This is a genomic window from Rhizobium sp. BT03 (genome assembly GCF_030053155.1).
Lineage (GTDB): Bacteria > Pseudomonadota > Alphaproteobacteria > Rhizobiales > Rhizobiaceae > Rhizobium.
In genome coordinates, this window is sequence record NZ_CP125640.1 from 2,956,649 (window position 1) to 2,977,356 (window position 20,708).

At 63.1% G+C, this 20,708-nt stretch carries 22 protein-coding genes; 21 read left to right on the forward strand and 1 reads right to left on the reverse strand.

Annotation, left to right across the window (positions count from 1 at the left end):
- Positions 1-34 precede the first annotated feature (34 nt).
- The 5 genes from tsaD to QMO80_RS14495 are packed head-to-tail and all read left to right on the forward strand — an operon-like array spanning position 35 to position 3,524.
- On the forward strand, positions 35-1,156 hold the full coding sequence (tsaD, locus tag QMO80_RS14475; RefSeq protein ID WP_283197192.1) for a tRNA (adenosine(37)-N6)-threonylcarbamoyltransferase complex transferase subunit TsaD: 1,122 nt from the start codon (positions 35-37) through the stop codon (positions 1,154-1,156).
- On the forward strand, positions 1,153-2,136 hold the full coding sequence (locus QMO80_RS14480) for an NAD(P)H-dependent glycerol-3-phosphate dehydrogenase (protein ID WP_283197193.1): 984 nt from the start codon (positions 1,153-1,155) through the stop codon (positions 2,134-2,136). The genes tsaD and QMO80_RS14480 overlap by 4 nt, the downstream gene beginning before the upstream one ends.
- Before the next feature lie 9 nt (positions 2,137-2,145).
- Positions 2,146-2,439: a YciI-like protein gene (locus tag QMO80_RS14485; protein WP_283197194.1), complete on the forward strand. Its 294-nt coding sequence runs from the start codon at positions 2,146-2,148 to the stop codon at positions 2,437-2,439.
- Between the two features lie 3 nt (positions 2,440-2,442).
- On the forward strand, positions 2,443-2,874 hold the full coding sequence (locus QMO80_RS14490; RefSeq protein ID WP_049733437.1) for an EVE domain-containing protein: 432 nt from the start codon (positions 2,443-2,445) through the stop codon (positions 2,872-2,874).
- Positions 2,871-3,524, forward strand: coding sequence for a methyltransferase (locus QMO80_RS14495; protein ID WP_283197195.1), 654 nt, complete (start codon positions 2,871-2,873; stop codon positions 3,522-3,524). The genes QMO80_RS14490 and QMO80_RS14495 overlap by 4 nt, the downstream gene beginning before the upstream one ends.
- On the opposite strand, the gene QMO80_RS14500 is transcribed toward QMO80_RS14495, so the two are convergent.
- Complete coding sequence (locus QMO80_RS14500; protein WP_283197196.1) at positions 3,521-4,027, reverse strand: hypothetical protein; 507 nt, start codon at positions 4,025-4,027, stop codon at positions 3,521-3,523. The two genes, QMO80_RS14495 and QMO80_RS14500, sit on opposite strands and share 4 nt — an antisense overlap.
- A 313-nt stretch (positions 4,028-4,340) precedes the next feature.
- Here QMO80_RS14500 and sdhC point away from each other — a divergent pair, with 313 nt between their 5' ends.
- The 16 genes from sdhC to QMO80_RS14580 all read left to right on the forward strand — a co-directional run bounded on the left by sdhC (position 4,341) and on the right by QMO80_RS14580 (position 20,707).
- The gene (gene sdhC, locus QMO80_RS14505; protein WP_064841476.1) at positions 4,341-4,736 is read left to right on the forward strand and encodes a succinate dehydrogenase, cytochrome b556 subunit; all 396 of its coding nucleotides are present in this window, start codon (positions 4,341-4,343) and stop codon (positions 4,734-4,736) included.
- A 10-nt stretch (positions 4,737-4,746) separates the two neighbouring features.
- On the forward strand, positions 4,747-5,127 hold the full coding sequence (sdhD, locus tag QMO80_RS14510; protein ID WP_003567272.1) for a succinate dehydrogenase, hydrophobic membrane anchor protein: 381 nt from the start codon (positions 4,747-4,749) through the stop codon (positions 5,125-5,127).
- 7 nt (positions 5,128-5,134) lie between these two features.
- Positions 5,135-6,976 (forward strand): succinate dehydrogenase flavoprotein subunit, encoded by a 1,842-nt coding sequence (gene sdhA, locus QMO80_RS14515; protein ID WP_283197197.1) that lies wholly within the window; start codon positions 5,135-5,137, stop codon positions 6,974-6,976.
- A gap of 18 nt (positions 6,977-6,994) precedes the next feature.
- Complete coding sequence (locus QMO80_RS14520; RefSeq protein ID WP_049733450.1) at positions 6,995-7,774, forward strand: succinate dehydrogenase iron-sulfur subunit; 780 nt, start codon at positions 6,995-6,997, stop codon at positions 7,772-7,774.
- A 337-nt stretch (positions 7,775-8,111) separates the two neighbouring features.
- Positions 8,112-8,624 (forward strand): protease inhibitor Inh/omp19 family protein, encoded by a 513-nt coding sequence (locus tag QMO80_RS14525; protein ID WP_012559213.1) that lies wholly within the window; start codon positions 8,112-8,114, stop codon positions 8,622-8,624.
- An 80-nt stretch (positions 8,625-8,704) separates the two neighbouring features.
- Complete coding sequence (gene zapE, locus QMO80_RS14530) at positions 8,705-9,868, forward strand: cell division protein ZapE (protein WP_283197198.1); 1,164 nt, start codon at positions 8,705-8,707, stop codon at positions 9,866-9,868.
- Positions 9,869-10,046: 178 nt separating this feature from the next.
- Positions 10,047-11,009, forward strand: a complete 963-nt coding sequence (gene mdh, locus QMO80_RS14535; protein ID WP_003543522.1) for a malate dehydrogenase — start codon at positions 10,047-10,049, stop codon at positions 11,007-11,009.
- Positions 11,010-11,045: 36 nt separating this feature from the next.
- Complete coding sequence (gene sucC / locus QMO80_RS14540; protein ID WP_283197199.1) at positions 11,046-12,239, forward strand: ADP-forming succinate--CoA ligase subunit beta; 1,194 nt, start codon at positions 11,046-11,048, stop codon at positions 12,237-12,239.
- Positions 12,240-12,258: 19 nt separating this feature from the next.
- A complete protein-coding gene (sucD, locus tag QMO80_RS14545) occupies positions 12,259-13,161 on the forward strand; it encodes a succinate--CoA ligase subunit alpha (protein ID WP_064840977.1) in 903 nt (300 codons plus the stop codon).
- 168 nt (positions 13,162-13,329) lie between these two features.
- Positions 13,330-16,314, forward strand: coding sequence for a 2-oxoglutarate dehydrogenase E1 component (locus tag QMO80_RS14550; protein WP_283197200.1), 2,985 nt, complete (start codon positions 13,330-13,332; stop codon positions 16,312-16,314).
- Between the two features lie 15 nt (positions 16,315-16,329).
- Positions 16,330-16,638, forward strand: a complete 309-nt coding sequence (locus QMO80_RS14555; protein ID WP_283197201.1) for a YciI family protein — start codon at positions 16,330-16,332, stop codon at positions 16,636-16,638.
- 40 nt (positions 16,639-16,678) lie between these two features.
- Complete coding sequence (gene odhB / locus QMO80_RS14560; protein ID WP_283197202.1) at positions 16,679-17,944, forward strand: 2-oxoglutarate dehydrogenase complex dihydrolipoyllysine-residue succinyltransferase; 1,266 nt, start codon at positions 16,679-16,681, stop codon at positions 17,942-17,944.
- A gap of 79 nt (positions 17,945-18,023) precedes the next feature.
- A complete protein-coding gene (locus QMO80_RS14565; RefSeq protein WP_283197203.1) occupies positions 18,024-18,773 on the forward strand; it encodes a DUF4241 domain-containing protein in 750 nt (249 codons plus the stop codon).
- On the forward strand, positions 18,770-19,300 hold the full coding sequence (locus QMO80_RS14570) for a hypothetical protein (protein WP_283197204.1): 531 nt from the start codon (positions 18,770-18,772) through the stop codon (positions 19,298-19,300). Before QMO80_RS14565 ends, QMO80_RS14570 begins: the two co-directional genes overlap by 4 nt.
- Positions 19,297-20,049, forward strand: a complete 753-nt coding sequence (locus tag QMO80_RS14575) for an SDR family oxidoreductase (RefSeq protein WP_283197205.1) — start codon at positions 19,297-19,299, stop codon at positions 20,047-20,049. The genes QMO80_RS14570 and QMO80_RS14575 overlap by 4 nt, the downstream gene beginning before the upstream one ends.
- A gap of 19 nt (positions 20,050-20,068) precedes the next feature.
- On the forward strand, positions 20,069-20,707 hold the full coding sequence (locus tag QMO80_RS14580) for a LysE family transporter (RefSeq protein ID WP_283197206.1): 639 nt from the start codon (positions 20,069-20,071) through the stop codon (positions 20,705-20,707).
- Position 20,708: the final 1 nt, after the last annotated feature.

Sequence of the window (20,708 nt, forward strand, 5' to 3'; positions counted from 1 at the left end):
GTTTCCATCCCATCGCAATCAACGAACAGGCTTCATGGTTCCCTTTCTGCGCATCCTTGGCATCGAAACGAGCTGCGACGAGACCGCCGCCGCGGTCGTCGAGCGCGACGCGGAGGGGCAGTCCAACGTGCTGTCGGATGTCGTGCTTTCCCAGCTCGACGAGCATAGCGCCTATGGCGGCGTGGTGCCAGAGATCGCCGCACGCGCCCATGTCGAAGCGCTGGACGAGCTGATCGAGGAGGCGCTGAAGCGCGCCAATGTGTCGCTCGATGATGTCGATGCCATCGCCGCCACGTCGGGGCCGGGGCTGATCGGCGGGCTGCTTGTCGGCTTGATGACCGGCAAGGCGATCGCCAGAGCCGCCGGCAAGCCGCTCTATGCGATCAACCATCTCGAAGGCCATGCGCTGACGGCGCGGCTGACGGACGGGCTTTCCTTTCCCTATCTGATGCTGCTTGTTTCCGGCGGCCACACCCAGCTCATCCTGGTGCGTGGTGTCGGGCAGTACGAGCGCTGGGGCACGACGATCGACGATGCGCTGGGCGAAGCCTTCGACAAGACGGCAAAGCTGCTCGGCCTGCCCTATCCCGGCGGCCCGGCGGTGGAGCGGATGGCGCAGGCCGGCAACCCCGATCGCTTCGACTTTCCGCGGCCGCTGGTCGGCGAGGCACGGCTCGATTTCTCCTTCTCCGGCCTGAAGACAGCTGTGCGGCAGGCGGCGCAGGATATCGCGCCACTCAGCGATCAGGATGTGGCCGATATCTGCGCCTCGTTCCAGAAGGCGATTTCGCGGACGCTGAAGGACCGTATCGGCCGCGGCCTGCAGCGGTTCAAAACGGAATTTGTCGCGACATTGCCAGCGGCTGGCTCAGCGACTGGTGAGAAGCCGGCGCTTGTCGTTGCCGGCGGCGTCGCCGCCAATCTCGAATTGCGCGGCACGCTGCAGGCGCTCTGCGACAAGAACGGCTTCCGCTTCATCGCGCCGCCGCTCAGCCTCTGCACCGACAATGCGGTGATGATCGCCTGGGCGGGGCTGGAGCGCATGGCGACCGGTGCCGCGCCGGATCCGCTCGACGTCCAGCCGCGCTCGCGCTGGCCGCTCGATTCCAATGCGCAAACGCTGATCGGTTTCGGAAAGAGAGGGGCCAAGGCATGAGCGAAAACATCGCCGTCGTCGGATCGGGGGCTTTCGGAACGGCGCTCGCCGCCGTCATCGCCCTTGCCGGCCGCAGCGCGGTGACGCTTGTCGGGCGTAATCCGTCGCTGATTTCAGATCTGAAGGCCGAACGGCTGCATGATGCGGCGCTGCCCGGTATTTACCTGCCCGATACGCTGGAATTTTCCGCCGAGGCGGAGGCGATCGCCGGCGCCTCGATCGTGCTTTTTGCCATGCCGTCGCAGGCGCAGGCCGATGCGGCCCGGCAGTACGGCCCCTATCTCTCCAAGGATGCCATTGTCGTCACCTGCGCCAAGGGCATCGAGCGGGCGACCGGCAACCTTCTGACCGACATGCTGGAACGGGAACTGCCCGACCATCCCATCGCCGTGCTCTCCGGCCCGGGCTTCGCCGCCGATATCGCCAAGGGTCTGCCGACGGCGATGGCGATTGCGGCCGAGGATATGGAGGTCGCCGAGCGGCTTGCCCAGGCGATATCAGGCCGGACCTTCCGGCTCTATGCTTCGAGCGACCGGATCGGCGTGCAGCTCGGCGGCGCGCTGAAGAATGTGCTGGCGATTGCCTGCGGCATCGTCGAAGGCGGCGGCATCGGCGATTCCGCCCGTGCGGCGCTGATTGCGCGCGGGCTTGCGGAAATGTCGCGCTTCGTCGTCGCCAAGGGCGGGCAGGCCGATACGGTGCGCGGGCTTTCCGGTCTCGGCGATCTGGTGCTGACGGCAACCAGCCATCAATCGCGAAACCTGCGCTTCGGCATCGCGCTCGGGCGCGGCGAAAAAGCCGATCCGCTGCAGGGCGCGCTGGTGGAAGGCGCGCTTGCCGCCTCCGTCGCCTCGCGGCTTGCGGCAGAGCTTGCGGTCAGCATGCCGATCACCGACGCCGTTTCCGCCATCATCGACGGCAGGCTCGATATAGCAGAAGCGATCGAGCAGCTGATGACGCGCCCAATCACCACCGAATAGGAGACAGACATGCTTTTCGCCCTTCTCTGCAAGGACAAGCCGGGCCATCTGAACGTGCGCATGGAGACGCGTCCGACGCATCTCGACTATCTGAACGGGCTGAACGCCGCGGGCACGCTGAAGATCGCCGGCCCGTTTCTCGATGACGAGGGCAAAGCCTGCGGCAGCCTGATCATCGTCGAAGCGGAGACGAAGGAGGCGGCGCGGGCGCTTGCCGATGCCGATCCCTATGCCAAGGCCGGGCTGTTCGAAAGCGTCGAGGTCAAGGCCTATAACTGGGTCTTCAACAAGCCGGAGGCGTGAGGCATGGCGCACTGGCTTTATAAATCCGAACCCGCCTCCTGGTCCTGGGAGCAGCAGAAGGCTGCCGGCGAAAAGGGCACGGAATGGACCGGCGTACGCAATTATCTGGCGCGCAACAACATGCGGGCGATGCAGATCGGCGACAAGGGCTTCTTCTATCATTCCAATGACGGGCTGGAGATCGTCGGGATTGTCGAAGTTTCCGCCCTGTCGCAGCCCGATTCCACCGCCAAGGGCGACCCGAAGTGGGATTGCGTCCATATTCGCGCCGTCATGGACATGCCGAAGCCGGTGACGCTGAAGGATGTCAAGGCGAGCGAAAAACTCGCCAAGATGTCGCTCGTCACCTCCATGCGCCTTTCCGTGCAGCCGGTGACGGACGACGAATGGGCCGAAGTCTGCCGCATGGGCGGGCTGGACAATCCGCCGCGTTGAAAACCGATCCCGAAGCCTTCATCCGCGCCAATACCAGCGTGATGGCGCCGCCGCATGTTCCGGAGATTTCGCTGCATCTGGCAAGCGAAGCCCATGAACTCTGGCTGAAGACGGAGGAGGAGCTGGAGGCGATCGGCCTGCCGCCGCCCTTCTGGGCTTTTGCCTGGGCGGGCGGCCAGGGACTGGCGCGCTATATCCTCGATCATCCTGAGATGGTGCGCGGCAAGCGCGTGCTGGATTTCGCCAGCGGCTCCGGCCTCGTCGGCATAGCGGCTGCGATGGCCGGCGCCCTTGAAGTGACGGCCGCCGATATCGATCCCTGGACGGAGAGCGCGATCCGGCTGAATGCCGAAGCCAATGGCGTTTTCCTCGGATTTACCGGCGCCGATCTGATCGGCAGGGTCGTCGATGCGGATATCGTGCTTGCCGGCGACGTCTTCTACGACCGCGCCTTTGCCGACGCCCTCATTCCCTGGCTGTCGCGGCTGACGGCGGAGGGCAAGCTGGTTCTGGTCGGCGATCCCGGCCGCAGCTATCTGCCGCGGGACCGGCTGGAATTCCGCGCGGTTTACGAGGTGCCGGTGACGCGGGCGCTGGAAGACAGCGAAATCAAGAAGACGACGGTGTGGCGGTTCGGCTCAAGATCTTAGGGCCGGATGACGCAGACATTGGCCTCGTAGGTGCAGGGGTCGTCCTGGACGGCCACGTCGATGACCTTTGCCTTCGGGGCCGTCGGCTCGGGCCGTGCCGCCGGATAATATCCGTATCCATTGCCGCCGACATACGTCCCGCCATCGACCTGATAGGCATAGGAGCCGGCATAGGTGTCGCCGCCGTCGCCACCCGGCGGCTGGGGTGCGATGATGATCAGGCCGCTGCGAGAGACGCGATTGGTCGCCGCCGACGAAAACTGCTTCAAGAACGGCATCCGCTCTCTGTGGTGCCCGCGGCCATAGGCGCTGTCGAAACGGATGCCGCGATCGCGCCAGCCCATATGTCGGCCGAGAAACAACCCGTTGTGAAAGGCGTGGCGATGGCCAACGACGCGTTGATCAGCGAAGCGATGATCAAAACGGCGCTCGCCGGCAGTGGCGGGGAACACGGCAAGTGCAGACAGGGCAAGCAGGGCGACTGCGGATAGACTGCGAAACATGGACGCCGGCCTCCGGAATTCCGATCGTTAACAAATCGTTAACGCCAGATTGCGCCAAAAGCGGCAGCTTGTCCATGCGGCTCGGAAGAACGGCATAAATATTGAGCTGAAAACACCAGTTTCGCTGGCCTGCAAATTTCGTGGTAACCCGAATCGATTAAATTAAGGCAAGACAGCGATTGTGCTTGTCGTCGGCGTTTTCGGTGATTAAACGTCGCAATTGATGCAACGCACACAGAGAATTTGTCGTTCGTGTGGTTGACTGAGCATGCTCCGAAATCCGGGAGCGCAGAGAAGCCGCCGCGAGGTTCTGATGGCGAACGTGACAAATAACCGGCCCCTGTCGCCGCATTTGCAAATCTACAAACCTATTCCCACCATGGTCATGTCCATCGTCCACCGCATTACCGGCGGTGCGCTCTATGTCGGCACGCTGCTGGTCGCCTGGTGGCTGATCGCGGCGGCAAGCGGCCAGGGCTCCTATGACTGGGCCAACTGGGTGCTCGGCAGCCTTCTCGGCAAGCTCGTGCTGCTCGGCTATACTTGGGCGCTGCTGCACCACATGCTCGGCGGCTTCCGCCATTTCATGTGGGATCTCGGCTACGGCTTCGGGAAGGAATTCTCGACCAAGCTCGCCATCGCCAACATCGTCGGGTCGCTCTGTCTGACCGTGCTGGTCTGGGTGATCGGCTTCCTCATTCGCTTCTGAAGGTCCTCTCATGGATATGCGCACCCCCCTCGGCAAGGTTCGCGGGCTCGGCTCCGCCAAGGACGGCACGGACCATTTCTGGCGCCAGCGTCTGACGGCCGTCGCCAATGTTCCGCTCATCCTGTTCTTCCTCTTCTTCATGATCGCCTATGCCGGCGCGCCCTATGCGGATGTGGTCCGCGCGCTGTCGAACCCGTTCGTCGCGGTCGTCATGGGGCTGATGGTGATCTCAGGCGTCATCCACATGAAGCTCGGCATGCAGGTCATCATCGAGGATTATGTGCATGGCGAGTTCGGCAAGATCGCTCTACTAATGCTGAACACCTTCTTTGCGATCCTGATCGCCGGCCTCTGTCTCTTCGCCATTCTGAAAATCGCATTCGTAGGATAAGCTCGCTATGGCACCGACTTCACCCGCCCAGAACGGCAAGGCCTACAAATATGTCGATCATTCCTACGACGTGATCGTCGTCGGCGCCGGCGGCGCCGGCTTGCGCGCCACGCTCGGGATGGCCGAGCAGGGTTTCCGCACGGCCTGCATCACGAAGGTATTCCCGACCCGCTCGCACACGGTCGCGGCCCAGGGCGGCATCGCCGCGTCGCTGCGCAACATGACGCCCGACAGCTGGCAGTGGCACCTTTACGACACCGTCAAGGGGTCCGACTGGCTCGGCGACGTCGATGCCATGCAGTATCTGACCATGGAAGCGCCGAAGGCGGTCTATGAGCTCGAACATTACGGCGTGCCGTTCTCGCGCAACGAGGAAGGCAAGATCTACCAGCGCCCGTTCGGCGGCCATATGCAGAATTACGGTGAAGGCCCGCCGGTGCAGCGCACCTGCGCCGTTGCCGACCGCACCGGCCACGCCATCCTGCACACGCTCTACGGCCAGTCGCTGCGCCACAACGCCGAATTCTTCATCGAGTATTTCGCGCTCGACCTGATCATGTCGGAAGACGGCAGCCGTTGCACCGGCGTCGTCGCCTGGTGCCTCGACGACGGCACGATCCATCGCTTCGCCTCCAAGATGGTGGTGCTGGCGACCGGCGGCTACGGCCGCGCCTATTTCTCGGCGACCTCTGCCCACACCTGCACCGGCGACGGCGGCGGCATGGTGGCGCGCGCCGGCCTGCCGCTGCAGGACATGGAATTCGTCCAGTTCCATCCGACCGGCATCTACGGTTCGGGCTGTCTGATCACCGAAGGCGCACGCGGCGAAGGCGGTTACCTCGTCAACTCCGAGGGCGAGCGCTTCATGGAGCGGTACGCGCCGTCGGCCAAGGACCTTGCCTCGCGCGACGTCGTTTCGCGCTGCATGACGCTGGAGATCCGCGAAGGCCGCGGCGTCGGCAAGAACAAGGACCACATCTTCCTGCATCTCGACCACCTCGATCCGGCCGTGCTGCATGAGCGGCTGCCGGGCATTTCCGAGAGCGCCAAGATCTTCGCCGGCGTCGACGTTACCCGCGAGCCGATCCCTGTTCTGCCGACCGTTCACTACAATATGGGCGGCATTCCCACCAATTATTGGGGCGAAGTGCTGAATGCCGACAGCGCCAATCCGGAGCGGATCATTCCGGGCCTGATGGCTGTCGGTGAGGCCGGCTGCGCCTCGGTGCACGGCGCCAACCGCCTCGGCTCCAACTCACTGATCGACCTCGTGGTCTTCGGCCGCGCCGCTGCGATCCGCGCCGGCGAAGTCATCGACCGCGCGGCGCCGATCCCGCATCTCAACGTCGCTGCCTGCGACAAGATCATGGACCGCTTCGACGGATTGCGTCACGCCAGCGGCGGCACGCCGACGGCGGAACTGCGCGAGAAGATGCAGCGCGCCATGCAGGAAGACGCGGCCGTCTTCCGCACGCAGGAATCGCTGGAATCCGGCTGCCGGCGCATCTCGGCGATCTGGCAGGAAATGCGCGATATCAAGGTCACCGACCGCTCGATGATCTGGAACTCGGATCTTGTGGAGACGCTGGAGCTGCAGAACCTGATGGCCAACGCCATCACCACGATCTACGGCGCCGAAGCCCGCAAGGAGAGCCGCGGTTCACATGCCCGCGAGGATTACACCGAGGGTGCATTCGCCGGCCGCGACGACGTCAACTGGCGCAAGCACACACTTGCCTGGGTCGGCGAAGCCGGCGACGTCAAGCTCGACTACCGCCCGGTTCACACCCAGCTGATTGCCGAAGGCATCGATCCGTACAAGATCGAGCCGAAGGCTCGCGTGTACTGATCTCAAGAGGAACCTGGTATGGTTGAACTCGCTCTCCCCAAGAATTCTCAGATGCGCGAAGGCAAGGTCTGGCCGAAGCCGGCGGGTGCGACGAACACCCGCGAATTCCGCGTCTACCGCTGGAGCCCGGATGACGGGCAGAACCCGTCTATCGATACTTTCTATATCGATGTCGACGATTGCGGCCCGATGGTGCTCGACGGTCTGCTCTACATCAAGAACAAGATCGACCCGACGCTGACGCTGCGCCGTTCCTGTCGCGAGGGTATCTGCGGCTCCTGCGCGATGAATATCGACGGCACCAATACGCTCGCCTGCACCAAGGGCCTCGACGATATCACCGGCGCGGTGAAGATTTATCCGCTGCCGCATTTGCCTGTCGTCAAGGATCTGGTGCCCGACCTCACCAACTTCTACGCCCAGCATCGTTCGATCGAACCCTGGCTGAAGACGGTGTCGCCGGCGCCCGCCAAGGAGTGGAAGCAGAGCCATGAGGACCGGCAGAAGCTCGACGGCCTCTATGAATGCATCCTCTGCGCCTGCTGCTCGACCTCCTGTCCGAGCTACTGGTGGAACGGCGACCGCTATCTCGGTCCGGCCGTGCTGCTGCAGGCCTATCGCTGGCTGATCGATTCCAGAGACGAGGCGACCGGCGAACGTCTCGACAATCTTGAGGACCCGTTCCGCCTCTATCGCTGCCACACGATCATGAATTGTGCGCAGACCTGCCCGAAGGGTCTCAACCCGGCCAAGGCAATCGCCGAAATCAAGAAGATGATGGTCGAGCGCCGGGTCTGATCAGCATGCATGCCGATGGTTGAAGAGACGGCTTCGATCCCGGAGGCGTTTCGGAGACCAGGCCGCGCAGCGCCTCGGTGCCGGTGCGCGCGATATTCCGGGATATTGCGGGAGTTCGACCGGGATCCGGACAGAGATCGGCGCGCGCAACACCTTGCTGACAAATTCTATGTGCAGGAAGTTTTGCAGCGGGACAGTTGAACTGTATCGTTTTTCGGTTAGTTGTTGTCACGGGCAATTTATGCCGTCCGACTTGATTAACCAAAGCGAGTTACGATAATCGGACTTGTCTCACGCCGGTTTCTCTGCGGCGCTGGCCGAACTCAGGAGTATGATGATGCAATTGCGATATGCGATGACAGGTCTGGTGGTGGCTCTCGCGCTAGCCGGTTGTCAGCGTACGGCATATGATTACAACTCCAGCCCGAATGCCGGGCCGGCGCCGTTGACGGCGCAGCCGGTTCCCTCGGTGCAGGGCGGGCAGCTTCCGCCGGTCAACAATTCGCAGTTCCCGGCGGCGCCGGCCTCGACGGCACCGATGCCCGGTGCGCAGTCCGGTGCAATGGCCGCGAATGCACTCGATGTCACCAAGGAATCGATGGTCGGAAGCTGGCGCGTCAATGGCAGCTGCGACATGTTCCTGACGCTGACCAATCTCGGCAGCGGTTCGCGCGGCGGTACGCGCGGCTGCGTCGGCGAGCTGACGGCGATGGGCTCCTGGGAGGTTGCCGGCAAGCAGGTGCTGCTCAAGGACCGCTCGGGCAACCAGCTCGGCAGCGTCTACAAGACGGCCGACAACCGCTTCGAGGGCCAGACCAGCACGGGCCAGCAGATCAGCCTCAGCCGGTAAACCAACCGGCGGTAAAAGAAACCGGCGCGGTAAACGATCCGGCGGGCCTCCGCCGATGACTGACAGGCGGACATGCCCTCATGCAACCCATGCCGGACTACGCGCTCAGCGTCTGCGAACAGCTTAAAGCGCTGACCGCCTCGGGCGCGCTGCAGGTCGATTCCGCCCAGATGGACGTGGCAAAGAGCCTCGACCGGGTGCTGGCCGGGCTGAAGCAGCGGCGGCCGGCGGCAAAATCGAGCGCGCTCGGCTGGCTGTTCGCCGCCAAGAAGAAATCCGCCGTTGGCATCAAGGGGCTTTATATCCACGGCAGCGTCGGGCGCGGCAAGACCATGCTGATGGACATGTTCTTCTCGATGGCGCCGTGCCGGAAGAAGCGCCGCGCGCATTTCCACGAATTCATGGCGGATGTGCACAATCGCATCGCGGCGCACCGGCTGAAGCTCAAGAACGGCGAGACGAAGCAGGCCGATCCGATGCCGCCGGTTGCCGCAGCCCTTTACGAGGAAGCGGAACTGCTCTGCTTCGACGAATTCACGGTCACCGACATCGCCGATGCGATGATCCTGTCGCGGCTGTTTTCCGAGCTATTCGCGCGCGGATGCGTGCTGGTCGCGACCTCGAATGTCGAGCCCGACAATCTCTACACGGATGGTCTCAATCGCGGCCTGTTCCTGCCCTTCGTCGCTCTTCTCAAGCAGCATGTCGACGTCGTCACCCTGGATTCGCCGACCGATTACCGGATGGAAAAGCTGAGCAGCCAGCCGGTCTATCTGGTGCCGATCAACGACCATAACGACATGGCGATGGATGCGTCCTGGACGCAGGCACTGCACGGGCGCAAGGCGCAGCCGCTCGATATTCCGATGAAGGGGCGCGCCATCCATGTGCCGCTCGCCGTCGATCGCATGGCGCGGTTTTCCTTCGCCGATCTTTGCGACAGACCGCTCGGGGCGGCCGATTTCCTCGCCATCGCCGAGCGCTTCGATATGGTCTTCCTCGATCACGTTCCCTTGCTGGGGCCGGAAAAGCGCAACCAGATCAAGCGCTTCATCATTCTGGTCGACACCTTCTACGATCATGCGGTGCGGCTTTACATTTCTGCGGCGGCGATGCCGGAGGAGCTTTTGGTGCACCGACGGGGCACCGAGGGTTTTGAATTCGACCGCACCGCATCGCGGCTGTTTGAGATGCGCAGCGCCGAATATCTTGCGCTGCACCATGAGAAGCGCGCCGCAGAGTAACAATCCGGTGACATAATATCTTACGTTTACGTAAGAATTTTTATATCTAAACGATTGAAAATGCTGCATCAAAAATAATGGATTGCCATTTTTAGGCTTTGGGTCTATGCGATTGCGTCATTGAGCGGTGCCTTGCTGCGTGTCGCTCGACGAATTTGATCGCAAAGGAAACAGCGAAATGGCGCGTAACAAGATCGCACTCATTGGTTCTGGCATGATTGGTGGCACGCTGGCGCATCTCGCCGGCCTGAAGGAACTGGGCGACATCGTCCTCTTCGACATTGCCGACGGCATCCCCCAGGGCAAGGGTCTCGATATTTCCCAGTCCTCGCCGGTCGAAGGCTTCGACGTCAACCTGACGGGCGCCAGCGACTATTCCGCGATCGAAGGCGCTGACGTCTGCATCGTCACCGCAGGCGTTGCCCGCAAGCCGGGCATGAGCCGCGACGATCTTCTCGGCATCAACCTCAAGGTCATGGAACAGGTCGGCGCCGGCATCAAGAAATATGCCCCGAATGCCTTCGTGATCTGCATCACCAACCCGCTCGACGCCATGGTCTGGGCGCTGCAGAAGTTTTCCGGTCTTCCGGCCAACAAGGTCGTCGGCATGGCCGGCGTTCTCGACTCCTCGCGCTTCCGGCTTTTCCTCGCCAAGGAATTCAACGTGTCCGTCCAGGACGTCACGGCCTTCGTTCTCGGCGGCCACGGCGACACGATGGTGCCGCTCGCCCGCTACTCGACGGTCGGCGGCATTCCGCTCACCGATCTCGTCACCATGGGCTGGGTCACCAAGGAGCGCCTCGAAGAGATCATCCAGCGCACCCGTGACGGCGGCGCCGAGATCGTCGGCCTGCTGAAGACCGGCTCGGCCTATTACGCCCCGGCCGCCTCGGCGATCGAGATGGCCGAATCCTACCTCAAGGACAAGAAGCGCGTTCTGCCCTGCGCGGCTCACCTCAGCGGCCAGTACGGCGTCAAGGACATGTATGTCGGCGTTCCCACCGTCATCGGCGCCGGCGGCGTCGAGCGCATCATCGAGATCGATCTCAACAAGACCGAGAAGGAAGCCTTCGACAAGTCCGTCGGCGCCGTCGCCGGTCTCTGCGAAGCCTGCATCAACATCGCGCCTGCCCTCAAGTAGTTGCTGGGCTGAAGTAATCGAAACAGGGATACACCCATGAACATTCATGAATATCAGGCCAAGGCTCTGCTGAAGGGCTATGGCGCGCCGGTTGCCGAAGGTGTGGCTATTCTCAAGGTTGAAGAAGCCGAGGCTGCCGCCAAGTCGCTTCCCGGTCCGCTTTACGTGGTCAAGAGCCAGATCCATGCCGGCGGCCGCGGCAAGGGCAAGTTCAAGGAACTGGGCCCCGATGCCAAGGGCGGTGTGCGTCTCGCCAAGTCGATCGACGAAGTGGTCGCCCATGCCAAGGAAATGCTCGGGAATACGCTGGTGACGGCGCAGACCGGCGAAGCCGGCAAGCAGGTCAACCGCCTCTACATCGAAGACGGCGCCGACATCGCTCGCGAGCTCTATTGCTCGCTGCTGGTCGATCGCTCGGTCGGCCGCGTGGCTTTCGTGGTGTCCACCGAAGGCGGCATGGATATCGAGGCTGTCGCCCATGACACGCCGGAGAAGATCCAGACGATCGCCATCGATCCTGAGACCGGCGTGACGGCTGCCGACGTTGCTGCGATCGTCAAGGCGCTCGCGCTCGATGGCGCTGCCGCCGAAGATGCCAAGTCGCTCTTCCCGGCGCTTTACAAGGCCTTCAACGAGAAGGACATGGCGCTGCTCGAGGTCAATCCGCTGATCGTCATGAAGGACGGCCGCCTGCGTGTTCTCGACGCGAAGATGTCCTTCGACGGCAATGCGCTCTTCCGTCACGACGACGTCAAGACGCTGCGCGACGAAACCGAAGAAGACGCCAAGGAAATCGAGGCCTCGAAGTGGGACCTCGCCTATGTCGCGCTCGACGGCAACATCGGCTGCATGGTCAACGGCGCGGGCCTTGCCATGGCGACGATGGATATCATCAAGCTCTACGGCAAGGAGCCGGCCAACTTCTGCGACGTCGGCGGCGGCGCCGGCAAGGAGAAGGTTGCTGCGGCTTTCAAGATCATCACCGCAGACCCCAAGGTCGAAGGCATTCTCGTCAACATCTTCGGCGGCATCATGAAGTGCGATGTCATCGCCGAGGGCGTCATTGCCGCGGTCAAGGAAGTCGGCCTCAAGGTTCCGCTCGTCGTGCGCCTTGAAGGCACCAATGTCGAGCTCGGCAAGAAGATCCTGAACGAGTCGGGTCTGGCGATCACGGCGGCTGACGACTTGGACGATGCGGCCAAGAAGATCGTCGCGGCGATCAACGGCTAATTTTGAAGGATCTGAAAGAATGTCTATTCTCGTCAATAAAGACACCAAGATCCTCGTTCAGGGTCTGACCGGCAAGACCGGCACGTTCCACACCGAACAGGCGCTCGCCTATTACGGCACGCAGATGGTCGGCGGCATCCACCCGAAGAAGGGCGGCGAAACCTGGACCGGCGCAAAGGGCGAAAGCCTGCCGATCTTCGCGACCGTTGCCGAGGGCAAGGAAAAGACCGGCGCCGACGCGACCGTCATCTATGTTCCGCCGGCCGGTGCTGCCGATGCGATCATCGAGGCGATCGACGCCGAGATCCCGTTCATCACCTGCATCACCGAAGGCATCCCCGTCATGGACATGGTGCGCGTCAAGGCGCGCCTCGACCGCTCCAAGTCGCGCCTGCTCGGGCCGAACTGCCCGGGCATCATGACGCCGGAAGAATGCAAGATCGGCATCATGCCGGGCTCGATCTTCCGCAAGGGTTCGGTCGGCATCGTCTCCCGTTCGGGCACGCTGACCTATGAAGCCGTGTTCCAGACCTCCAATGAAGGCCTCGGCCAGACGACGGCCGTTGGCATCGGCGGCGACCCGGTCAAGGGCACCGAGTTCATCGACGTGCTGGAAATGTTCCTGGCCGACGCAGCCACCCAGTCGATCATCATGATCGGCGAAATCGGCGGCTCGGCAGAGGAAGACGCGGCGCAGTTCCTCAAGGACGAGGCCAAGAAGGGCCGCAAGAAGCCGATGGCCGGCTTCATTGCCGGCCGCACGGCGCCGAAGGGCCGCACTATGGGCCATGCCGGCGCCGTGGTTTCCGGCGGCAAGGGCGACGCGGAATCGAAGATCGCGGCGATGGAATCGGCAGGCATCAAGGTGTCGCCGTCTCCGGCCCGCCTCGGCAAGACGCTGGTTGAAGTCCTCAAGGGCTAAACCAACCTATACCCCGGGCGGAGGAGCGGCATCTGCGCTTCCGCCCGGTCTTCGGCACGAGACAGGCAGATGCGCCGCGGACAGGCGGCAATGGGAATGCGGCAGCCGGCGATCGAGCCGGCAAATTCATCAAAGTCAGGAGGCGGACGGAAGCGTCCGCATATCACCATGGCACGGCAAGAAGCCAACGAGCAGTTTCAGATCACCTCGTTTCTGGATGGCGCCAACGCTGCCTATATCGAGCAGCTTCACGCGCGCTACGAAGAGGACCCGGCATCGGTCGACGATCAGTGGCGCGCCTTCTTCAAGGCGCTGGAGGAAGATCCCAGCGATGTGAAAAGGGCGGCCAAGGGGGCTTCCTGGCGCAAGAAGAACTGGCCGATCCAGGCCGGCGGCGACCTGGTGTCGGCTCTCGACGGCGATTGGGGCATCGTCGAAAAGGTCATCGAAACCAAGGTCAAGGCCAAGGCCGAAGCGCAGGGCAAGCCCGCCGACGGCGCCGATGTGCTGCAGGCGACGCGCGATTCCGTGCGCGCCATCATGATGATCCGCGCCTACCGCATGCGCGGCCACCTGCATGCCAAGCTCGACCCGCTCGGAATCGCCGCTTCGGTCGACGACTATCGCGAGCTGTCGCCGGAAAATTACGGCTTCACCTCAGCCGATTACGACCGCAGGATCTTCATCGACAACGTGCTCGGCCTGGAATACGCGACCATCCGCGAGATGATCGATATCCTCGAGCGCACCTATTGCTCGACGCTCGGCGTCGAATTCATGCATATCTCCAATCCTGAGGAGAAGGCCTGGATCCAGGAGCGTATCGAAGGGCCTGATAAGGGCGTCGCCTTCTCGGCTGAAGGCAAGAAGGCGATCCTCGCCAAGCTGGTCGAAGCCGAAGGTTACGAGCAGTTCCTCGATGTCAAGTTCAAGGGCACCAAGCGTTTCGGCCTCGACGGCGGCGAGTCGCTGATCCCGGCCTTGGAGCAGATCCTCAAGCGCGGCGGCCATCTCGGCCTCAAGGAAGCCGTGTTCGGCATGGCCCATCGCGGCCGCCTCAACGTGCTGTCCCAGGTCATGGGCAAGCCGCACCGGGCGATCTTCCACGAGTTCAAGGGCGGCTCCTACGCACCCGACGAAGTCGAAGGCTCGGGCGACGTCAAGTACCATCTCGGCGCCTCTTCCGACCGCGAATTCGACGGCAACAAGGTCCACGTCTCGCTGACGGCAAACCCGTCGCACCTCGAAATCGTCGACCCTGTCGTCATGGGCAAGGCCCGCGCCAAGCAGGACATGAGCGCCACGGTATGGGATGGCGACATCATTCCGCTGTCCGAACGCGCCAAGGTTCTGCCGCTCCTGATCCATGGCGACGCCGCCTTCGCCGGCCAGGGCGTCATTGCCGAAATCCTTGGCCTTTCCGGCCTGCGCGGCCATCGCGTCGCCGGCACCATGCACGTCATCATCAACAACCAGATCGGCTTCACCACGAACCCGGCCTTCTCGCGTTCGTCGCCCTATCCGTCCGACGTCGCCAAGATGATCGAGGCGCCGATCTTCCACGTCAACGGCGACGATCCGGAAGCGGTGGTCTATGCGGCGAAGGTCGCGACCGAATTCCGCATGAAGTTCCACAAGCCTGTGGTGGTCGACCTGTTCTGCTACCGCCGCTACGGCCACAATGAAGGCGACGAACCGTCCTTCACGCAGCCGAAGATGTACAAGGTGATCCGTGGCCACAAGACCGTGCTGCAGCTCTATGCGGCCCGCCTCGTCGCCGAGGGCCTGCTCACCGAAGGCGAAGTCGAAAAGATGAAGGCCGATTGGCGCGCCCATCTTGAGCAGGAGTTCGAGGCCGGCCAGCACTATAAGCCGAATAAGGCCGACTGGCTGGACGGCGAGTGGTCGGGCCTGCGCGCCGCCGACAATGCCGACGAGCAGCGCCGCGGCAAGACCGCCGTGCCGATGAAGACGCTGAAGGACATCGGCCGCAAGCTGTCCGAGATCCCGGCGGGCTTCACCGCACACCGGACGATCCAGCGCTTCATGGAAAACCGCGCCAACATGATCGCCACCGGCGAGGGTATCGACTGGGCGATGGCCGAAGCGCTCTCCTTCGGCGCGCTCTGTGTCGAAGGCAGCAAGATACGCCTGTCCGGCCAGGATTGCGAACGCGGCACCTTCTCGCAGCGCCACTCGGTTCTCTACGATCAGGAAACCGAGGAACGCTATATCCCGCTCGCCAATCTTTCACCGACGCAGGGGCGCTACGAAGTCATCAATTCGATGCTTTCGGAAGAAGCCGTACTCGGTTTCGAATATGGTTACTCGCTGGCCCGCCCGAATGCGCTGACGCTCTGGGAAGCGCAGTTCGGCGATTTCGCCAACGGCGCGCAGGTGGTCTTCGACCAGTTCATCTCGTCGGGCGAACGCAAGTGGCTGCGCATGTCGGGCCTCGTCTGCCTGCTGCCGCATGGCTATGAGGGCCAGGGTCCGGAACACTCCTCGGCCCGCCTCGAGCGTTTCCTGCAGCTCTGCGCTGAGGATAACATGCAGGTCGCCAACGTCACGACGCCGGCGAACTACTTCCACATCCTGCGCCGGCAGCTGAAGCGCGACTTCCGCAAGCCGCTGATCCTGATGACGCCGAAGTCGCTGCTGCGCCACAAGCGGGCGGTCTCGACGCTTGCCGAAATGGCCGGCGAATCCGCCTTCCATCGCCTGCTCTGGGACGATGCCGAGGTGATCAAGGACGGCCCGATCAAGCTGCAGAAGGACAACAAGATCCGCCGCGTCGTCATGTGCTCCGGCAAGGTCTATTACGATCTTCTCGAAGAGCGTGAAAAGCGCGGCATCGACGACGTCTATCTGCTGCGTGTCGAGCAGCTCTATCCGTTCCCGGCAAAGGCGCTGATCAACGAGCTGTCGCGCTTCCGCAATGCCGAGATGGTCTGGTGCCAGGAAGAGCCGAAGAACATGGGCGCATGGTCGTTCATCGACCCCTTCCTCGAATGGGTGCTCGCCCATATCGATGCGAAGTACCAGCGCGTCCGGTACACCGGCCGTCCGGCCGCCGCCTCGCCGGCGACGGGCCTGATGTCCAAGCATCTGTCGCAGCTCGCCGCATTCCTTGAGGATGCACTGGGCGGCTAATACAAGGGGGGCGCAATGGCTTATTTCTTTCTGAGACTGCTGCCGCCGCGCCCCACTTTCCCGCATGACGGAACGGACGAGGAAATGGCGGCGATGAAACGCCATGTCGAATACTGGCACCGGCACGCCCTTGCGGGAACGGCGATCGTCGTCGGCCCCGTCTTCGAGGGTGAAGGCGCCTTCGGCATGGCGATCGTCGAAGTCGAGGATCAGGCGGCGGCGCGGGGTCTTGCCGATGGCGACCCGATCATCGCTTCCGGTTTCGGCTTCCGTTTCGATATCCTGCCGATGCCCTCGATCATCTTGCGGCCGCCCGCCGTCTGAAACGCTTAAAACGAACACACACGAAATCAGGATCTGAACAATGGCCACAGAAATCCGCGTTCCAACTCTCGGTGAATCCGTCAGCGAGGCAACCGTCGGCACCTGGTTCAAGAAGGTCGGCGACGCCATCAAGGCCGACGAGCCGATTCTCGAGCTTGAAACCGACAAGGTGACCATCGAAGTTCCGGCGCCTGTCTCCGGCACGCTTTCGGAAATCGTCGCTGCCGCCGGCGAGACCGTCGGCCTCGGCGCCCTGCTCGGCCAGATCGCCGAAGGTGCCGTCGCTGCCGCTGCGCCCGCTGCTGCGGCACCCGCCGCCGCTCCTGCCCAGCCGGCCGCGGCTGCTCCCGTTCAGCCGGCACCGGTTGCTGCTGCTGCCGCATCGTCGTCGAGCGCCTCCGTCTCCACCATGCCGCCGGCGCCGGCGGCTTCGAAGATGCTCGCCGAAAGCAATCTTTCCGCCGATCAGATCGACGGCAGCGGCAAGCGCGGCCAGGTGCTGAAGGGCGATGTCATCGCCGCTGTTGCCAAGGGTATTTCCGCTCCGGCAGCCGCACCGGCGGCAGCGCCCGCTGCTGCGCGCGGCCCGTCGACGGTCGAGGATGCCTCGCGCGAAGAGCGCGTGAAGATGACGCGCCTGCGCCAGACGATCGCCAAGCGCCTCAAGGACGCGCAGAACACCGCCGCCATGCTCACCACCTATAATGAGGTGGACATGAAGGCGGTCATGGACCTGCGCAACAAGTACAAGGACATTTTCGAGAAGAAGCACGGCGTCAAGCTCGGCTTCATGGGCTTCTTCACCAAGGCGGTGACGCATGCGCTGAAGGAACTGCCGGCGGTCAATGCCGAGATCGACGGCACCGACGTCATCTACAAGAACTACTGCCATGTCGGCATGGCCGTCGGCACCGACAAGGGTCTCGTCGTTCCCGTCATCCGCGATGCCGACCAGATGTCGATCGCCGAAGTCGAGAAGGAACTCGGCCGTCTTGCCAAGGCAGCCCGTGACGGCTCGCTCTCCATGGCCGACATGCAGGGCGGCACCTTCACCATCACCAATGGCGGCGTTTACGGCTCGCTGATGTCGTCGCCGATCCTCAACGCACCGCAGTCCGGCATTCTCGGCATGCACAAGATCCAGGAGCGGCCGGTGGCGATCGGCGGCCAGGTGGTCATCCGTCCGATGATGTATCTGGCGCTGTCCTACGATCACCGCATCGTCGACGGCAAGGAAGCGGTCACCTTCCTCGTGCGCGTCAAGGAAAGCCTGGAAGATCCGGAACGCCTGGTTCTCGATCTCTAGAGTATTTGTTTTCACGCAATTCCGGACGCAAAAACCGCTGCACACTTTTGCTGGAATTGCTTTAAGGGGAGCGCTTTCGATGCGGAACCGGATCATGCGAGCGGCGCGCCTTCTTCTCTGCGCTGCCGCCGCGCATGCACCGGTCTCGGCGTCGGCGGCCGGCTTCGATATCAGCAAGGCAAACAGCAATTTCGAGCTGGTGGCGCTCAGCGACGCCGAACTCTCCGGACGGTCGATCAACGCGATCCACATGGGCAATGTCGAGCTGACCTCCGGGCGCATCGTCGCGGCCGATCCGCTCGCCCAGCCCGATCGGCCGGCGCTGGCAAGAACGGTTGCGCCGGGCGACTATCCGGTGACGCTCTACCAGGCGTTCGGGCGCATCGCCGCCGCCAGCATGCGGTTTGGCGAGGGCAAGCCGGATCATTGGGAGCTTGCGGTCGTGCCCGGCCAGGACGTCGCGACGCTGAAGGACGGCGAGATTTTCGGCTATCCGGTCGATGCCGGCCTCGGCTGTTACATGGATGCCGATACGCTTGAGCTGATCGGGGAGCGTGAAGCGCAGGCGCAGGCGCAAAAACCTGACGCCGATGTCAATTATTACGACGATGTGCTGGCCGCGGATCTCGATGCCAACAAGGGCCATTATGCGTTGCATCGGCCGGTCGCCGGCAAGAGAGGCAATGTCGCGGTGTTCTGGAGCGGCTGGGGCGACGGTTTCTATCCGGTTTTCTGGGGGCTCGACCGGGATGGCCGGGCGCTGGTGCTGCTGACGGATTTCAACGTTGTCGAGAATGCCGACGGGCGGAAGGAATCGAAGCTGCAATGAGCGGGAGTGTCGGGATCACGGCGAAGCGGAAAGGCGTGGCTGCAATCGCCGCCGCTGCGTTTTGCGCCGTTCCGGTGTCCTTGCTCGGGGCGGAATGCAAGCAGGAACGGGCCGTTTATGTCGATCGTGATGGCGCCTATGAATTGCGCTTTGCACCGCTGAATTCCGCCTCGGCTGCCGCCAGCAACCAGTTCAAGGTGAGTGCCCTCAAGACGCCGGTCGTGATGGAAGGCTATGTCATGCCGTCGGAAGATCCGGTGCGCGCCATCGGCATTCTGATGTTCAATTGCCCAGAGGGTGATGCGACCGGCGCCGATCTCGATGCCTGCACGGTCTGGCAGGGCGCCGTCTATGGCGTGGACGCCAAGGGCGAGATGGACAATCTGCAGCCGGAAGGGGCTGCGGCGGCCGAAAGGCTGGTGCTTCCCGGCCTTGGTCCTGCCATCCGCGAATCCAGCGCCTGGGGCGAGGGCAAGGCTTCCGTGGCGCCATGGGACGTGCTGACATTCAAGGAGTGTGCGACATGAGCGATAGCCCTGTTGTTCTCGTGACCGGCGGAAGCCGGGGCATCGGCGCTGCCGTCTGCCGCCTCGCTGCGCGCCGGGGCTGGCGCGTCGCGGTAAATTACGCCGCCAACCGCAAGGCCGCGGATGCTGTCGTGGCGTCGATCGTCGAGAATGGCGGCGAGGCGGTGGCGATCGAGGGCGATGTCGGCAAGGCTGCGGATATCACCGCGATGTTTGCGGCGGTCGACCGCCATTTCGGCCGGCTCGACGGTCTCGTCAACAATGCCGGCATCGTCGACTATCCGCAGCGGGTCGATGAGATGTCGGCGGAGCGGATCGAGCGCATGCTGCGCATCAATGTCACCGGCTCCATCCTCTGCGCCGCAGAGGCCATACGCCGCATGTCGAGCCGATACAGCGGGCGGGGCGGGGCGATCGTCAATATCTCGTCGATGGCGGCGATCCTGGGTTCGGCGACGCAATATGTCGATTATGCCGCCTCGAAGGCGGCAATCGATACGTTCACGGTGGGGCTTTCGCGCGAGGTCGCCGCAGAGGGCATTCGCGTGAATGCCATCAGGCCCGGCGTCATCGAAACGGATCTCCATGCATCCGGCGGGCTGCCGGAGCGGGCGCGCGAAATGGCGCCGTCGATCCCGATGCAGCGGGCCGGCACGGCCGAGGAGGTGGCGGATGCGGTCCTCTATCTTCTGTCACCCTCGGCTTCCTATATCACCGGCGCGATCCTCAATGTGAGCGGCGGCCGCTAAGAGACAGGGCGAAAACAGCATGCAGTATATTCTCGAATTCCTCGGCCTGATGGCGGTTTTCTCGATCTTCATTGTCGTGCCGGGCGCCGATTTCGCCGTCATTCTGCGCCAGAGCATCGTGCATGGGCGCCGCGCCGCTGTTATGACCGGGCTCGGCATGGGTTTCTCGCTGCTCTTTCATATCAGCTACACGATCCTCGGCCTCGGCCTGATCGTCTCCAAATCGCTGATGCTGTTTGCGATGATCAAATGGGCGGGTGTCGCCTACCTCGTCTATCTCGGCATCAAGTCGTTCCGCGAGCCGGGCTTCAACGTGCAGGAAATCGAAGTGACGGCCGAGGACCGCAAGCCGGTCTCGATGCTGACATGCCTCGGCATGGGCTTCATCACCAATGCGCTGAACCCGAAGCCGGTGCTGTTCTTCCTGTCCTTGTTTTCGACGCTCGTCCATCACGACACGCCGGCGCTGATCCAGTTCTCCTACGGCATCGGCATGGCGACGGCGCTGGTCGCCTGGTTTGCCGGCGTCTCCTATTTCTTCACGGTCAAGGCGATCCGTGACCGCTTCATCGCCAGCGGCAAATGGTTCAACCGCATTACCGGAGCAGCACTCGTCGGCTTCGGCTTTCGCCTCGCGCTGTCGCGCGCGGCCGACTAAT

Bases quoted from the DNA above. Each gene is read 5' to 3' on its own strand.
- sdhC (WP_064841476.1), top strand. From the start codon at position 4,341: ATGGCGAACGTGACAAATAACCGGCCCCTGTCGCCGCATTTGCAAATC.
- odhB (WP_283197202.1), top strand. From the start codon at position 16,679: ATGGCCACAGAAATCCGCGTTCCAACTCTCGGTGAATCCGTCAGCGAG.
- QMO80_RS14580 (WP_283197206.1), top strand. From the start codon at position 20,069: ATGCAGTATATTCTCGAATTCCTCGGCCTGATGGCGGTTTTCTCGATC.
- QMO80_RS14575 (WP_283197205.1), top strand. From the start codon at position 19,297: ATGAGCGATAGCCCTGTTGTTCTCGTGACCGGCGGAAGCCGGGGCATC.
- QMO80_RS14565 (WP_283197203.1), top strand. From the start codon at position 18,024: ATGCGGAACCGGATCATGCGAGCGGCGCGCCTTCTTCTCTGCGCTGCC.
- QMO80_RS14485 (WP_283197194.1), top strand. From the start codon at position 2,146: ATGCTTTTCGCCCTTCTCTGCAAGGACAAGCCGGGCCATCTGAACGTG.
- QMO80_RS14525 (WP_012559213.1), top strand. From the start codon at position 8,112: ATGCAATTGCGATATGCGATGACAGGTCTGGTGGTGGCTCTCGCGCTA.
- QMO80_RS14480 (WP_283197193.1), top strand. From the start codon at position 1,153: ATGAGCGAAAACATCGCCGTCGTCGGATCGGGGGCTTTCGGAACGGCG.
- QMO80_RS14520 (WP_049733450.1), top strand. From the start codon at position 6,995: ATGGTTGAACTCGCTCTCCCCAAGAATTCTCAGATGCGCGAAGGCAAG.
- QMO80_RS14490 (WP_049733437.1), top strand. From the start codon at position 2,443: ATGGCGCACTGGCTTTATAAATCCGAACCCGCCTCCTGGTCCTGGGAG.
- QMO80_RS14500 (WP_283197196.1), bottom strand. From the start codon at position 4,027: ATGTTTCGCAGTCTATCCGCAGTCGCCCTGCTTGCCCTGTCTGCACTT.
- QMO80_RS14550 (WP_283197200.1), top strand. From the start codon at position 13,330: ATGGCACGGCAAGAAGCCAACGAGCAGTTTCAGATCACCTCGTTTCTG.
- QMO80_RS14570 (WP_283197204.1), top strand. From the start codon at position 18,770: ATGAGCGGGAGTGTCGGGATCACGGCGAAGCGGAAAGGCGTGGCTGCA.
- sucC (WP_283197199.1), top strand. From the start codon at position 11,046: ATGAACATTCATGAATATCAGGCCAAGGCTCTGCTGAAGGGCTATGGC.
- QMO80_RS14555 (WP_283197201.1), top strand. From the start codon at position 16,330: ATGGCTTATTTCTTTCTGAGACTGCTGCCGCCGCGCCCCACTTTCCCG.
- mdh (WP_003543522.1), top strand. From the start codon at position 10,047: ATGGCGCGTAACAAGATCGCACTCATTGGTTCTGGCATGATTGGTGGC.
- zapE (WP_283197198.1), top strand. From the start codon at position 8,705: ATGCAACCCATGCCGGACTACGCGCTCAGCGTCTGCGAACAGCTTAAA.
- sucD (WP_064840977.1), top strand. From the start codon at position 12,259: ATGTCTATTCTCGTCAATAAAGACACCAAGATCCTCGTTCAGGGTCTG.
- sdhD (WP_003567272.1), top strand. From the start codon at position 4,747: ATGGATATGCGCACCCCCCTCGGCAAGGTTCGCGGGCTCGGCTCCGCC.
- tsaD (WP_283197192.1), top strand. From the start codon at position 35: ATGGTTCCCTTTCTGCGCATCCTTGGCATCGAAACGAGCTGCGACGAG.
- sdhA (WP_283197197.1), top strand. From the start codon at position 5,135: ATGGCACCGACTTCACCCGCCCAGAACGGCAAGGCCTACAAATATGTC.